This window comes from Armatimonadia bacterium (genome assembly GCA_039679385.1).
Classification (GTDB): Bacteria; Armatimonadota; Zipacnadia; order Zipacnadales; family JABUFB01; genus JAJFTQ01.
In genome coordinates this window covers 96,281-109,705 of the sequence record JBDKVB010000074.1, presented here as the reverse complement: position 1 = coordinate 109,705, position 13,425 = coordinate 96,281, and the positions used below count along the sequence as shown (strand labels likewise).

Below are 13,425 nucleotides of genomic sequence, written 5' to 3'. Positions count from 1 at the left end.
GGGGCCCGGAAGCAGGTTCCCGGGCCCCTTACGGCGAAGGCCCCACTCATGACGGAACCCACTGAGGGCTATCTACTGGCCCCGCCGCCGCCACCTGAAGCCCCGCTGACGGCGCGGAATCTGGAAGACTACGAGGAGTGCCCCCGCAAGTACCTCCTGTCCCATTTTGCTACCCGCGCCGAGACCCGGGACTTCTCGGGAGGACCGGCAGCGCTGCACCGCGCGGTAAGGACCGCTCTCCTGGAGATGTACAAGGCCGGCGGCCCGGAGGTCTTGGGCCTCCCGGCCCTGTTAGAGTCTTTTGAGGACACCTGGGACGGCTCTCTGTGCAAGGACAGCCGCGAGGAGGAGGACCTGCGCCGCGACGGCCTGCGGATGCTGGAGCAGCACTGGTCCGAGCCGCTCTCGGTCACCTCAGCACTGAGCGTGGATCTGCGGCTGGAGGCAGAGCTGTCCGGGCATCGACTGGTCGCGGTCGCCGAGCTGCTGATTGGTGAGGGTTCGCCCTTGCCCCAGGTCGTGCGTTTCACGACCTCGCGACGCCCACCTTCCTCCGGGGAGCTGACCGGCGGCTTCTCCTGGGGCCTGCTGTACCTACTGGCGGCCCGACACCTCGGCGGCACTGAGGTGCAGGGAGTCATGGTGGACCTGCGCCGAGGCAGGCAGGTGACCTACGCTCTCAGCCTGCCGGAGCAGGAGGACCTCGTGAGACGCCTGGCCGGTGTTGCCGGGCAGATCCGCCGCGACCAGGCCTTCGGAGCGAAGAAGGGTGGCCAGTGCCGGTGGTGCCGCTCGCGAGGGGACTGCCCGGCATGGAGGAAGTAGGCTGATGGCGTCGTGGGTTCGGCCTCTGCTCTGGTTGGTGATGCTGGCGGTCGCTGCGAGTGGCGGTCTGACCCAGGGGGAGCGCCTCTCTCTGGGCGGTCGGAACCTCGACATCCGCTACTGGCCCGACCAGGAGGACATCGCCTTCGAGGTTCGCGGCTACGGTCAGGAGGCTCTCAAGGAGCTCGGCGAGACGCTGGACCTGCCCGTCACCGGAACCATTACGGTGGAGATCGTGCGCTCTGCCGAGGAGTTCGACCAGCGTGCCGGGGTCAAGCTGCCTCCGTGGACGCTGGGCGTCGCAGTGCACCACCGTCGACAGGTGGTCCTCAAGCCCTTGCACGGTAAGGACTTGCAGCGACTTGTCACCCACGAGTTGACGCATGTGCTGCTGGATATGAAAATGGGGCGTGAGGGTCTTGAACCGCCACGGTGGGTGCATGAGGGACTCGCGCAGTGGATGGAAGGCGAGATGCCTGCGGCACAGAAAGATGTCCTGGGGAGGGCGTCCGTGGAGGATCGCCTGCTGAGCCTGGACAACCTGGAGCAGGCCTTCAGCGGCAAGCGCGAGACCGTCGATCTGGCCTACGCCCAGAGCCATACGCTGGTTGACTTCATGATCGACAACGGGCCGCCGGGGGCCCTTGGGCGGTTCCTGGAGATCCTCGCTGCGCAGGGCGACGAACGCTTGGCCCTGCGTCGTGCCCTGGGGATGCCGCTCGATGTGATCGAGAAGCGGTGGTTGGCTGAGACCCGCAAGCAGTACGTGTCACGAGGGGTGCCGTTGACCGTGGAGTTGGCGATCTTCGGGGCGATGGCTGCGCTCTTCCTTGTCGCGGTGGTGGTGCGTTTCCGGATAGCACGGGAGATCCGGGAGCGCATGCAGGAAGAGGAACGTCTGCGGGCGCTGTTCGTCGGGATCGAACCGGACGACGAGTTTCTCGAAGGCACCAACGACGAAGGGCCACTCAGGGAGTGATTCGGCGTGAATGGTAGCTTCTTCTTGTACGTTCGCCACCTGTGGGCGGGCAATCTGCCCTTGCAGCTGACGCGAGCCGTCCTGGTGGCGGCCCTGTTCGAGGCGCTCGTATACCTCATCAACGCTCGCCTGCGGCGCCTGCTGGCTCCGGCCCTGGCCCGAGATGCAGGAGCCGAGAACCTCCAGCGCCTTGAGCGCCGGCGCCTCGTGCTCGGGATCCCGCTGATGCTCACGCGTGTGATCCTGTACACCGTGGCGCTGGCGATCATCTTGCGGATCTTCCGCTTCAACCCGCAGATGGACCTGTATCCGCTCGGCCTTGGCCTGCTGATCTTGGTGGCCCTCGGGATGCGCCAGCCGCTGCGCGATGCCGTGGCAGGGTATCTGCTGCACTACGACTACCTCTTCGCGGTGGGCGATGACGTGCAGATTGGTGCCTACAGCGGAACGGTCAGCGCCCTCACGCTGCGCAACACGAAGCTGCGCACTCGTGACGGCGAGGAGATCATCGTCCCCAACAGCGAGATACGCGGTCTCGTCAACCAGAGCGGGCCACGGAACCGGGCAGGGGAAAAGTAGCCTGTCCGCCCTTTGACGTGGCCCTTCGGCAGACTTGCGTCGGTGAGCGCGCTTCATGGAGCTCGTACTACCTCCTGATCCGCCGTCCGAGGTACCGGCTGCGTGGCAGGACCTCCTTGGGTCCCTGCCGGCCACCGGAAGGCTGGTGGTGTTTGGCGCCTCGGACAGTGGGAAGACCACGCTGGCCTGGTGGCTGGCTGAGCAGCTCCGGTCAGGTGGTCGCCCTTCCGTGACCCTGGTGGACGCCGATGTCGGCCAGTCCCGCATTGGTCCGCCGACCACCGTGGGATGGTGGCAACTGGGCACCGACCGCAGCGGGTTCTACTTCGTTGGAGCGACCTCGCCGGATCGTCGACCGGCGGGCATGGTGAAGGCGACCCTGGCCGCCTGCCGGGCCGGCGCAGGAGCCGGTTCGGATTGGGTTGTGCTGGATACCACCGGCTGCGTGAGCGGTCCCGTCGGTCCAGTGCTCAAGAGCGCCAAGATCAGGTACCTGCGTCCGGTCCACGTGGTCCTGCTGGGCGAGCTCACCGAGTTGGAGTCCTCCCTGGAGTCTTGGCGGGACGATCCCGGGGTGTCCTTCCATCGCCTGGCCGTCGCGCCGGCGGCGAAGGGCAAGTCGGTGGCGACGCGGAAGGCCTGGCGCGAGAGTCTGTTCGCGCGGTGGTTGTCGGGGGCGAATCTGCGGTGGGTCGAGAAGCAGGACCGGGACTGGCTCCACGCACCGGCTCCCGAGTTGTTTGCCGCTGATCCGGGCCTTGCCGAGCGGCTCAAGGGACTGCTGCTGGGGTTTTGCGACGGCGAAGGCCGCGGTATGTGCGTTGGCTTGCTGCAGGCGATTGACTGGCGCGCCGGTCGGCTTCTGATCCTGGGACCACCTCAGGCCGAGGAGGCCAGGGTGGTTGATTTCGGTTGCCTGCGGCTCAAGCCCGATGGAACCCAATTCTGAGGAGTGCTCCTAACCTTGAACAGAGATGATTCACCCAGGGAGACCTTGTTCACTGAGGAGGGACTGACCCTTCCCCTGCCCGAGGAGGGGGAGGAGGACATGAAAAAGCACTTCGTGCGCGACCTGGTCCCCAACGCACGGGTCACCAGCGTCTTCGCCGTCAAGAGCAAGTCGCTGGCGAGCTTCCGCAACAAGCCCGGCCAGTACATGAACCTGGTCCTGTGTGACCGCACCGGCGAGATCAAGGGACGGGTCTGGGATCGCGCGGAGGAGCTGGCTGCGGGTTTCGAGGTCGGTGACGTGGTGCTGGCCAGTGGCCGCGTCGAGGAGTACCAGGGCACACTCCAGTTCGTCCTTAGCGAGGTCGTGCTCGCCCCGGAGGGCACTTACGATCCGGCGGAGCTCATCGCCCGGTCCGGGAAGTCGCCCGATGAGCTGCTTGAGGGGCTGGATGCGGCAGTGGCCCAGGTTACTCAACCCTACCTGCGGGCGCTTCTGGACTCCTTCGTGACCGACGAGGACTTCCGGCGCAACTTCGCCTGGGCCCCGGGCTCGAAGACTCTGCATCACTCCTACGCCGGCGGGCTGCTGGAGCACACCCTGTCGGTCGTGGCGCTGCTCAACACGGCGGCCGATATGCACCCCGAGCTTGACCGTGACCTGCTGATCACGGGCGGGCTCTTGCATGACCTCGGCAAGATGCGGGAACTTGGCGGCGCGATAACGGTTGACTATACTGATCTGGGCCGGTTTGTCGGGCACACCGTGCTGACCGATCGCTGGGTGGGAGAGAAGATCGCCCAGATCGACGGCTTCCCCACTGAACTGGCCAACCTGCTGACCCACATGCTGCTGAGCCACCACGGAGAGCGCGACTGGGGAGCTCCCGTGGTTCCTTCGACGATGGAGGCCTGTGCTCTGCACTTCGCGGACAATCTGGACGCGCAGGTGCAAGGCTTCAAGCAAGTCATCCAGCGCGGTGAGCGAACGGGCGGATGGTCAGAGTACCATCCCTTGTACCAGCGGGCGATCTACCGAGGCAGGCCGAGTGAGCCTGGCGACGAGGCAGTGGTGCCGGCTGAGGATGCCTAGTCGGGGTGGTAGGTGAACAATCCCTATCCAGAAGCGTCCACCAATGTTGAGGGACTCCACAACAACTCAACTGGCGACGGAGGCCCTCGTTGAGCGCGCCAAGAACGGCGACCGGCGCGCTTTCGAGGGGTTGGTCGACTCCTACAAGGACAAGGTTTTCTTGTACGTGTCGCGCATGCTCCATGACCCAGAGGAAGCGCACGACATCGCGCAGGAAACCTTTGTGCGGGCCTACCAGTCCCTGCCCGGCTTCCGGGGCGCTTCGAGCTTTCAGACCTGGCTATACCGCATCGCGAGCAACCTTGTCATTGACTCGGTCCGACGGCATCGGCGGCGCGAAGACTCGGCCGTCTCTCTGGATGCACCGGTCGACACTCAAGAGGGCCAGATGGGGCGAGACCTGGCCGATGACCGAAGAGGCCCGGAGGCGCTGGCCGAAAGCAGCGCCGTGCAGCACGAGGTCCAGCGGGCCATCGCAAAGGTTACTCCCAAGTTGCGCGCGGTTCTGGTAATGTACGATATTCAGGGGATGAGCTACCAGGAAATCGCGGAGGTGCTTGGCTGTCCCCTGGGAACTGTAAAGAGTCGTTTGTTCAATGCACGGTCCCAGCTCAAAGACCTACTCGAGCAGCGTGGGGTGCTTTGAACAAGCGGTAGCCGTTGAGGGTTACTGCGGTCAGCGGGACATGAGCGGGCAAGTGATGCTCGCAGGTCCCACAGGTGGTGAGACGTGTGAACTGCAAGACCTTTCGCAAACTCGTGATGACGACCCGCCCTTCCGAGCGTTCGGGAGCCCTGGCGGAGCGGCTTGCGGCCCATGGTGAGCGCTGTGCGGAGTGCGCGCACTACGAGGCCCAGAGCGAATCGCTGGCAAAGCTCCTGGACGGGCTGAGGGCCGGGTCTGCACCAGCCGACTTCACTCGGTCCGTGATGGCGCGGGTACAGAAGGATCCAGTGCGCGCGCACGGGAGTCTGTGGAACCGCGTCTTTGGTGCCCTGCGTGCTCCGGCGCCCACTTTCTCGCTACGTCCGGCGATCGCGATTGTGGGAGTGGCCGTGATGGTGGGGGCCTTCGGAGTCTTCGTACGTGAGGAGCCACCGGCGAGCACCACTCAGCCGGCGCCGTCGGCCACGACACAGGTGGCTCAGGACGGCTCACAGGCGATGGACGATCTGGTCTACCGGCACCGAATTGCCGAGACCTCACTGCAGCCTCTGCCCGAGGATGAGGGCATGAGGCTGGTATCCTCTTACTGAGTCGAGGAGGTTCCTGGCGGCCGCGGTTCGAGGGCGGTCGCCGCGACCAATGCTTTCCCGCTGCAGGTCTGAGGGGCGCCACGAACGAGGTCTTATGATCTCGGCCCGTTTGGTTGTCCTGATATGTACCCCGCTCGTTGCCTTGCTTCTCCCCGTGCGCGCCCATGCTCTCACTCCCGCCGACATACTCCGGCTTGCGGTCAAGGCCGACGGTCGCATCGCCTACACGGCCGAAGTCGAGATCGGTGTCTACGACAGCGGCCATCAGGTCGGGGTCCATGCACAGAGGATCACCAAGGCACCTGTGAATCGTCGACGTGTGGAGAGTGTGGGCAGGTATGGCGGCGGCGTGATTGTGTCCAACGGCCGTGAGGAGTGGGAGTACCGCAATGGCCAGCCGGAGGCCCGGGTAAGGGAGCTGTCTAGCCCCGAGGATGTCCTGCGCTGGCGTCTCGCGGCTCTCGACGCTGTGGCCGGGACTCTCCACCCCGTGTACGAGGGACAGGCCACCATCGCCAAGCGCAAGTGCCATGTGATCGCCGTCAAGCCTCCCGACGGCGAGCGGACACGGAAGCGCGTCTGGATCGACAAGGAGAGATACGTAGAGCTCAAGACCATTCGGTACTCGCCAGGGGGCAGCATCCAGGCCACCTGGACGGTCAAGAGCATCTGCTATGAGCCTCGCATCTCTCCCTCGGTCTTCGAGTTCCGACCGTCTGAGGGTACCAGGGTTCGCCGGATCCCTCGAGCGCCACGGATGAACCTCTCTGCTGCCGAGCAGCGGGTCGGCTTTGAGGCCGTCCTGCCCGACTACGTCCCCGACGGCTACGTGCTGCTCAGAGAGCAGGTCGGGGTGCTGCCGGGACCGCGCGGCGGAGGTCTGTGGCTCCAGTTCACCGATGGCGTCGACAGCTTCTCGTTCTTCGAAAACCGCGGGGGAGGCCCGCCACCGCCACGAGGCGGTCACGGCGTCACCTCCTGGCAGGCCAGGGGTTACTCCTTTGTCCTTGTGGGACCTATCTCGCGCGAGGAAGCCGAGCGCATCAAGCGCTCGACAATGGACTGAGCCCGGCGCGAGTTGCTGCAAGAAGGCTGGCTTTCCGGTACACCTGCCACTTCCCGTGGCAGGTGTACCTGTCTCTGGAGCCCTGCTTCGGGAGCCTGCTGCACCGTAGATCACAGAAAGTGTGAACGAATTCCGCGGCAGCGCTTAAGTTGTGACTGCACGTGCCGATAGTCGACCTTGGAGGGCGATTGTCTCTGGGGGGCGCGGGATCGGAGGGACAAGACCATGAGGATCGACTCACCCCCGCCGCGAACGGCCTCGGCCGGGTCGACGGGGCGAATTGAGCGGCAGACCTTCGAGGACAAGCAGAGGGCAGGTGCGCAGCCTGCAGTCGGGGCGTCGGGGGCTGACCAGGCCATCCTGAGCCCGCTGGCGCAGGACATACTGGCCGCACGACGGGCCCTTGAGGCCACCGATGAGGTGCGCGCCGACAAGGTCGCCCAGATGCGCCAGAAGATTGCGAACGGTACCTTCAAGGTCGACGCTGAACTCGTTGTCGACCGCATCCTGGACGGTGAGCTCTAGGACAGGCCCTGCCGAAGGTACGAGGCGAAGTGGGGCCTTTACGAGGCTGCAGACACAACACCGGTCGTCGTGCCTTCCCCCTGCACGACGGCCGGTTCGTCTGTGCCTTGTGAATCGTGATCGGCCTACTCGTCTTTGTCGGAGGCGATCCCCAGAAGCTCGTTGATCTCCTCGCGGGTCGGCAAAGAGGGGATGGCGCCATGGCCCGTCGCGGTAATGGCCCCGGCGGCGTTGGCGAAGCGGAACAGCTCCTCCAACTGGGCGTGCTCCAGCTCTGAGACGTCCTGCTCACACTCCAACAGCCACACAAGCATCGCAGCGGTGAAGGCATCGCCGCAGCCCGTAGTCTCATCCACCGGAACCTCGAAGCCCGGCACCTGGCCGAAGTGGTGGCCGTTGTAGAACCAGCAGCCCTCAGGTCCGCGGGTCACCGCCACCAGCTCCGGGCCCATGTCCCACAGCGCGTGCACTGCCGTCTCGGGATCATCGTTGCCGGTGATGAACTCCAGTTCCTGCTCGCTCACCTTGATGACATCGCACAACTTCACGCCCTCGCAGATCCACTCGTGGGCGTCATCAAGAGACGGCCACAGGGACGGCCGCAGGTTCGGGTCGTAGCTGATGAGCAGGCCGGCCTCGGAGGCCACGTCGATCGCCTGGAGCGTCGCGCTTCGCACCGGATCGTCGATGAGAGTGATGGAGCCGAAATGGAAGGTCTGACCGCTCTCGATGTACTCCGGTCGCAGGTCCTCCTCCGTCAGCATCTGGTCGGCGCTGCGCTTCACATGGAAAGAGAAATCGGGCACGCCCTGAGCATTCAGCGCCACGAAGGCCAACTGCGTTGCGTAGTCCGGCGTCGTCAGGAAGTGATCCAGATTCACCTCGGCGTCGAACAGTGTCTGGCGGATGAACTCGCCGAAGTGGTCGGCGCCGACCTTGGTGATGATCCCGGACTCAACGCCGAGGAGGGACACTGCGGCAGCCACGTTGGTGGGGGCGCCACCGGCGGCTTTCTCGAAGGTGGTGGACTGAACAAGCCCCATCCCAGGCTGAGCGGACACCATGTCGATTAGCGCCTCGCCGAGGCAGATAAGGTCAGGCATTGGCAAACCTCCGTACCCAAAGGCCTGCGCACAAAGGGCGCAGGTCCAGTACTATGATTGAGGCAGGATTCTCCTCGACCAGGGCGAACTCCTGCCGCGCCCTTCTATCACCCGAGGTGACACCCATGCGCACGTGCCTGAACTTGGTAACACTGCAACGCGGCTTCGACACACTGCAGGGCCTTGACGTCGCAGCAAGAGCTGGCTTCGGCGGCGTCGGCATCTGGGCCGACAGTCTCGAGAGCCAGGCCTCGCCGGTGCACTATGCAAAGCAGGTGGCCAAGGCGGCTGCCGATACCGGCGTACGGGTCGAGGAGATGTGCTTCGTCGGTGGCTGGATGTGGGCCGAAGGTGAGGCCCGGCAGAAGGCCCTCGAAGCGATCCGCCGACGGGTCGAGATCGCTGCGGCGGCTGGTTGTCCACTGGTCATCGCCTGCGCCTCGGGCGGCACCGGTGAGCTCGCTGCCGCTGCCGAGGACTTCCGACAGGTCTGCGAGATCGGCCGCGAGCAGGGCATCTCCCTTGCCCTGGAGTACATCGGCGCCTTCCCGCAGATCAAGGATATCCCCTCCGGGCTCGAGGTCGTCCGGGCTGCTGATCATCCCAACGGGAAGCTCCTCATCGACATCTTCCACACCTTCCGGGGTGGCTCGACGGCGGAGGACTTCAAGCTCCCGCAGGGCAAGGAGGTCGGGCTGGTGCATATGAACGATGTGCCCGCCGGTGACCTCAGCCAGATGAACGACTCGCACCGGGTCATGCCGGGAGCCGGGGTCCTGCCGCTGACCGAGTGCCTCACCAATCTCCAGGCGAACGGGTATGACAGCGCCCTGTCGGTGGAGGTCTTCAGTCAGGACTGGTGGCAGCGTCCACCTGAGGAGACCGCCGCAGCGGCCTTTGCGGGCCTGGGTAAGGTCACCCCTGCCTGAGGACCAGAGCACAGAACCACAGCGCCGTCGGCTTCGGAGGGTGTGATCTCCGGCCGACGGCGTTTTCGTGTCTGATGCGGGGCAGTGCAGTTCGCCTATCCGACCGACGGCAGATCGCAGAACTCGGTCATGTGGCGGAGCTGCTGGTAGCGCTGGTACAGGTCGCCGACCGTGAGCCGGTGCAGCCCCTCGAGCGAGAACTCCTGCACGCAAGCCGAAGCCAGCACGGTGCCGCAGGCAAGAGCCTGTCGCAGCGAGGGCTCGTCGGTCGTTCCGAGCCAGGACAGGAAGCCGATTAGCCCGCCGGCGAAGCTGTCTCCGGCCCCGGTCGGATCGTGCACCTCGGGCAGCGGATAGCAGGGCAAGCAGAACTGCCCCTCCTGCGACACCAGCGAGGCCCCGTACTCGCCCTTCTTGATGACTACGTAACGCGGACCCAGAGCAAGGACCTGCTCGGCGGCCCTGGCAAGGTTGGGCGTGCCGGTCAACTGCCGGACCTCGGCATCGTTGAGCAGCGCCAGGTCGACGCGCGCCAGAACCTGCAGCAACTCCTCCCGGGCGCTGCTGATCCAAAAGTTCATCGTGTCGCACATGGTGAAGCGCGGCGACCGCACCTGGTCGAGCACCGAGAGCTGCAGCGAGGGCTGGATGTTGGCCAGGAACACAAAGGGGCTATCGGTGAAGCTGTCCGGGATCACCGGGTTGAACTCGCCGAACACGTTCAACTGGGTGTCGAGGGTGATCGCCGAGCTCATGTCGTACTCGTAGCGTCCGGCCCAGTGGAAGGACTTACCGCCGGGAACCCGCTGGACGCCCTCAAGGTCGACGCCACGGTCGGCCAGGGTCTCAAGGGCCTCCGCAGGGAAATCGTCGCCGATCACTCCCACCAGACGCACGGGAGCCAGCAGACTCGCTGCCGTGGAGGCGTAGGTGCCCGCGCCGCCAAGGGCCTGCTCGACCTTACCGAAGGGCGTCTCGACGCTGTCCAGCGCAACGGAGCCAACAATCAGAACGGGACTTCTCATGGAGGGTGCCTTTCAGTATCAAGAGCTCGGACCTGGGACGCGAGTCAGGGTCGGGGAGCGGCGTCCTCGATGTGTCCGGGCGGACGCAGCAACTCGGAGAAGGCGAGCAGCACGATCCGGGGTAGAGCCGTGAGTCGCGGCAAGCGCGAAGGCTCCTTGGCCACACGATACAACCACTCCAGACCCATGCGCTGCATCCAGACCGGAGCGCGCTTCTTGAGGCCGGAGATCACGTCGAAGCTGCCGCCAATCCCCACGCAGATGGGCACATTCAGCTCCTCGAGGTGCTTGCGGATCCACTTCTCCTGCCGCGGAATGCCGAGGGCCACGAAGAGCACGGCCGGGTGAGCCCGGCGGATCTCCTCCACCAGTGCCGGCTCCTCCTCTTCGCTGAAGTACCCGTCGCGACACCCCGCAACCTGCAGCCCCGGTACCTGCTGCACAAGCTTCTCGGCGGCCTTCTCAGCCACGCCGGGAGCGGCGCCGAGCAAGTACACGGGACGCCCGAGACGGGTCGCCACGCCGCACAGGCCCGACACCATGTCACAGCCCGGGCAGCGCGCCTCTATCGGGATATTGAGCAGTCGGGCCGCAAGGACAACCCCGGCGCCATCGGGAGTGACGAGGTCCGCCTCATTCACAATCTGACGGAACTCCGGGTCATCGTGAGCCCGCATGAAGCCGGTGGCGTCCGTGGTGACGATCATGTGCGGCCGGTCCTCGCGGATGAACCGCTCCGCCTCTCCCAGTGCGTCGGGCATGGTGACGGCGTGGAGGCGGACGCCCATCATCTGGATCGCCTGCACGCCTTCGGGTCCCTGCTCGGGCCTCGGGCGCCGCATCATGCGCAGGACAACGTAGAAGAACGCCAGGCCGACGACGACCGCCGCCAGGATCAGCAGCGCCTTCACGACAAAGGTGACCTCGACAATCGCCACGAGCAGCAAGGCCAGCAGACACAGGTACACGGTGCCCGCCATGACCACCTGCAGCACTTGGCGCGGCGAGTATCCCTGACCGATCAGGATCTCGTGCAGATGCCGGCGTCGCCGACTGACTGCGACCGCACGCCAGCCCGAGCGCAGGTCCGCCGCATAGGTGATGACTGCCGCGAAGAGGGGTGCGCCGACGACCAGCAGGGGCACCGCAGCTACCAGGAAGGCGGTGTTCTTGAGTGCGCCGGCGATGCTCACCGTGCCGACCAGGAAGCCTATCGCATACCCTCCTGCGGCGGCTCCTCCCCGCTGGAGCTTGCGCGCCAGGAACATCTGGGGGAGACAGACCCCGGACAGCGCCAGCGCCGCCGAGGCCGAGGTGGCGTTCGAAAGATCGGGGCGCAGATGGCCGATGGCGTAGAAGGTCAGACCGGCTGCAGCCGCTACGCCCGGCGAGACTCCGGCAATCGTCCCAGCGCGACCAAACAGCACCGAGAACACCAGCAGCCACAGGGCCGTCACGACCGAGGCCTCAACCCCCAGGTGTACGAAGCTCGTGGTGAAGGGGACCTTGAGGGTCTCGATGCAGACCCCCTGCTCCGCCAGGATCACCCCGGCGGCAAAGATGAACAGCGTGCGCAGGGTCGAAGCCGAGATCCCGTAGTCGACGAGAGCGCCCAGCACCAGCACGCCGAAGGCCCAGCCCACTACGGCAAGCTCCGGCTGGGCAGCGCTGCCCGCGGTGACGCCGAAGACGCAGGCCAGGGCGATCACCGTGGCCAGGCCGGTGAAGTCATACTTGGCGGCCGAGGACTTCCCCATCGGCAGCCGTGCTGTCACGGCCGCTAGGAGGAGGCCCCCTACCAGCGAGAAGACGAAAGACAGGGCAAACAGGTAAGCATCAGATACAGGCATATCACCAATCGTCTCCAAGGATACGCACTCCGCGGGTTGACGTCAACCAAGTGAGCACCCTCAGCTCCCGCAGGCAGGTGACTGTCACGGTGCAGAGGAATCTGTCGACATCTCTCGCGTGCCCCGGGAGGGGACCGCCTCCAGGTGAGCCTATGACAAGGCAGCCCGACTTCGAACGCCTGCGCACAGCCCTCTTCTGCGGACAGCCCGACCGCGTGCCGACGGCCGAGCTCAAGTGCGAGGACTTCATCAAGGAAGCCTTCCTGGGCGAGAAGCTGCCCTCACTGTCGAAAGACCCGCGAGGCTACCTGGAGAAGGACATCGAGTTCAGTTACCGTGCGGGCTACGACTTCGTGCGCGTCGCTCCGATGGTCAACTATGGCGAGCAGTGGCAGCCGGCCACCTTCGCCTATGCCACCGGGTCACCGGAGTTGCGGCAACGCAACTGGGCCATGACTCACGAAGGCCTGCTGCGCACCGAGGATGACCTTGACCGGTTCCCCTGGCCTGACCCAGCCAGCGCCACCTACGAGTGGATCGAGATGGCGCAGGAGCTGCTTCCGGCTTCCATGCAACTGGCGACCAGCCTCAAAGGCGGCGGAATCTTCGAGCGCGCCTGGATGCTGATGGGTTTCGAGGCCTTCAGCTTCGGCCTCCTCGAGCGCCCCGACTTTGTGCGCCGTGTCATCGACCACACGGGGCAGGTCTACCTCGAGTTCCTCCGGCGTGCCTTCGAGTATGAGCGGGTGCAGTTCGTCTGGCTTGGTGACGACCTCGCCTACTACTCCGGCCTGATGGTCAACCCACGGTTCCTGCGCGAGATGGTATTCCCCTACTATGCGCAGATCGCTGAGCTGTGCCGAAGCTACGACCCACCGAAGGCCTTCGTGTTCCACTCCGATGGGAACCTGTGGGAGATCATGGACGAGATGGCCGGGCTGGGGATTAACGCGCTGCATCCCATCGAGCCCAAAGCGATGGATATTGTCCGGGTCAAGCGTCACCTGGCCGGGCGCGTCTGCGTGATCGGCAACATTGATCTGGGCTACACCCTGACCAGGGGCACACCGGAGGAAGTGCGCGAGGAGGTACGTCGGCGCATCGAGACCTGCGCCCCCGGCGGCGGCTACGTTGTCAGCAGCAGCAACAGCGTGACCGAGTACGTGCCGATAGGGAACTACCGGGCGATGCTGGCCGCAGTGGAGGAGTTCGGCGCGTATAGCTGACAGCGCGTGCAAACGAGGCA

General features: G+C 65.3%; 14 protein-coding genes. 11 read left to right on the top strand and 3 right to left on the bottom strand.

The window, feature by feature from the left end; genetic code table 11:
* The 9 genes from ABFE16_09165 to flgM form a co-directional block, all read left to right on the top strand.
* Positions 1-825, top strand: an 825-nt coding sequence (locus ABFE16_09165) for a PD-(D/E)XK nuclease family protein (GenBank protein ID MEN6345466.1), incomplete at its 5' end; no start/stop codon positions are given.
* A 4-nt stretch (positions 826-829) separates the two neighbouring features.
* Positions 830-1,804: a peptidase MA family metallohydrolase gene (locus ABFE16_09160; GenBank protein MEN6345465.1), complete on the top strand. Its 975-nt coding sequence runs from the start codon at positions 830-832 to the stop codon at positions 1,802-1,804.
* 6 nt (positions 1,805-1,810) lie between these two features.
* Entirely contained in the window at positions 1,811-2,383 is a 573-nt protein-coding gene (locus ABFE16_09155) for a mechanosensitive ion channel domain-containing protein (protein MEN6345464.1), read from the top strand.
* Between the two features lie 55 nt (positions 2,384-2,438).
* Positions 2,439-3,332 carry a Clp1/GlmU family protein gene (locus ABFE16_09150; GenBank protein MEN6345463.1) on the top strand — a complete coding sequence of 298 codons (894 nt, stop codon included), beginning with the start codon at positions 2,439-2,441 and terminating at the stop codon, positions 3,330-3,332.
* A gap of 99 nt (positions 3,333-3,431) precedes the next feature.
* Complete coding sequence (locus ABFE16_09145; protein ID MEN6345462.1) at positions 3,432-4,424, top strand: HD domain-containing protein; 993 nt, start codon at positions 3,432-3,434, stop codon at positions 4,422-4,424.
* Between the two features lie 43 nt (positions 4,425-4,467).
* A complete protein-coding gene (locus ABFE16_09140) occupies positions 4,468-5,070 on the top strand; it encodes a sigma-70 family RNA polymerase sigma factor (GenBank protein ID MEN6345461.1) in 603 nt (200 codons plus the stop codon).
* An 86-nt stretch (positions 5,071-5,156) separates the two neighbouring features.
* On the top strand, positions 5,157-5,681 hold the full coding sequence (locus ABFE16_09135; GenBank protein ID MEN6345460.1) for a hypothetical protein: 525 nt from the start codon (positions 5,157-5,159) through the stop codon (positions 5,679-5,681).
* Positions 5,682-5,775: 94 nt separating this feature from the next.
* Complete coding sequence (locus tag ABFE16_09130) at positions 5,776-6,747, top strand: sigma-E factor regulatory protein RseB domain-containing protein (protein ID MEN6345459.1); 972 nt, start codon at positions 5,776-5,778, stop codon at positions 6,745-6,747.
* 225 nt (positions 6,748-6,972) lie between these two features.
* Complete coding sequence (flgM, locus tag ABFE16_09125) at positions 6,973-7,272, top strand: flagellar biosynthesis anti-sigma factor FlgM (GenBank protein MEN6345458.1); 300 nt, start codon at positions 6,973-6,975, stop codon at positions 7,270-7,272.
* A 125-nt stretch (positions 7,273-7,397) separates the two neighbouring features.
* Here flgM and ABFE16_09120 read toward each other — a convergent pair whose 3' ends face one another.
* A complete protein-coding gene (locus ABFE16_09120; protein ID MEN6345457.1) occupies positions 7,398-8,375 on the bottom strand; it encodes a carbohydrate kinase in 978 nt (325 codons plus the stop codon).
* Positions 8,376-8,500: 125 nt separating this feature from the next.
* Here ABFE16_09120 and ABFE16_09115 point away from each other — a divergent pair, with 125 nt between their 5' ends.
* On the top strand, positions 8,501-9,304 hold the full coding sequence (locus ABFE16_09115; protein ID MEN6345456.1) for a sugar phosphate isomerase/epimerase family protein: 804 nt from the start codon (positions 8,501-8,503) through the stop codon (positions 9,302-9,304).
* A gap of 95 nt (positions 9,305-9,399) precedes the next feature.
* On the opposite strand, the gene ABFE16_09110 is transcribed toward ABFE16_09115, so the two are convergent.
* Both ABFE16_09110 and ABFE16_09105 read right to left on the bottom strand, forming a co-directional pair.
* On the bottom strand, positions 9,400-10,329 hold the full coding sequence (locus ABFE16_09110) for a PfkB family carbohydrate kinase (protein ID MEN6345455.1): 930 nt from the start codon (positions 10,327-10,329) through the stop codon (positions 9,400-9,402).
* A 44-nt stretch (positions 10,330-10,373) separates the two neighbouring features.
* Positions 10,374-12,179 carry a WecB/TagA/CpsF family glycosyltransferase gene (locus ABFE16_09105; protein MEN6345454.1) on the bottom strand — a complete coding sequence of 602 codons (1,806 nt, stop codon included), beginning with the start codon at positions 12,177-12,179 and terminating at the stop codon, positions 10,374-10,376.
* Positions 12,180-12,331: 152 nt separating this feature from the next.
* Between ABFE16_09105 and ABFE16_09100 the strand changes: the two genes are divergently transcribed.
* Positions 12,332-13,405, top strand: a complete 1,074-nt coding sequence (locus ABFE16_09100; protein ID MEN6345453.1) for a uroporphyrinogen decarboxylase family protein — start codon at positions 12,332-12,334, stop codon at positions 13,403-13,405.
* Positions 13,406-13,425 lie beyond the last annotated feature (20 nt).

What these genes read in the sequence shown, in the direction of transcription:
- ABFE16_09160 (MEN6345465.1), top strand. Translation starts at nt 830, where the DNA reads ATGGCGTCGTGGGTTCGGCCTCTGCTCTGGTTGGTGATGCTGGCGGTC.
- ABFE16_09150 (MEN6345463.1), top strand. Translation starts at nt 2,439, where the DNA reads ATGGAGCTCGTACTACCTCCTGATCCGCCGTCCGAGGTACCGGCTGCG.
- ABFE16_09145 (MEN6345462.1), top strand. Translation starts at nt 3,432, where the DNA reads ATGAAAAAGCACTTCGTGCGCGACCTGGTCCCCAACGCACGGGTCACC.
- ABFE16_09140 (MEN6345461.1), top strand. Translation starts at nt 4,468, where the DNA reads ATGTTGAGGGACTCCACAACAACTCAACTGGCGACGGAGGCCCTCGTT.
- ABFE16_09130 (MEN6345459.1), top strand. Translation starts at nt 5,776, where the DNA reads ATGATCTCGGCCCGTTTGGTTGTCCTGATATGTACCCCGCTCGTTGCC.
- flgM (MEN6345458.1), top strand. Translation starts at nt 6,973, where the DNA reads ATGAGGATCGACTCACCCCCGCCGCGAACGGCCTCGGCCGGGTCGACG.
- ABFE16_09120 (MEN6345457.1), bottom strand. Translation starts at nt 8,375, where the DNA reads ATGCCTGACCTTATCTGCCTCGGCGAGGCGCTAATCGACATGGTGTCC.
- ABFE16_09115 (MEN6345456.1), top strand. Translation starts at nt 8,501, where the DNA reads ATGCGCACGTGCCTGAACTTGGTAACACTGCAACGCGGCTTCGACACA.
- ABFE16_09110 (MEN6345455.1), bottom strand. Translation starts at nt 10,329, where the DNA reads ATGAGAAGTCCCGTTCTGATTGTTGGCTCCGTTGCGCTGGACAGCGTC.
- ABFE16_09105 (MEN6345454.1), bottom strand. Translation starts at nt 12,179, where the DNA reads ATGCCTGTATCTGATGCTTACCTGTTTGCCCTGTCTTTCGTCTTCTCG.
- ABFE16_09100 (MEN6345453.1), top strand. Translation starts at nt 12,332, where the DNA reads ATGACAAGGCAGCCCGACTTCGAACGCCTGCGCACAGCCCTCTTCTGC.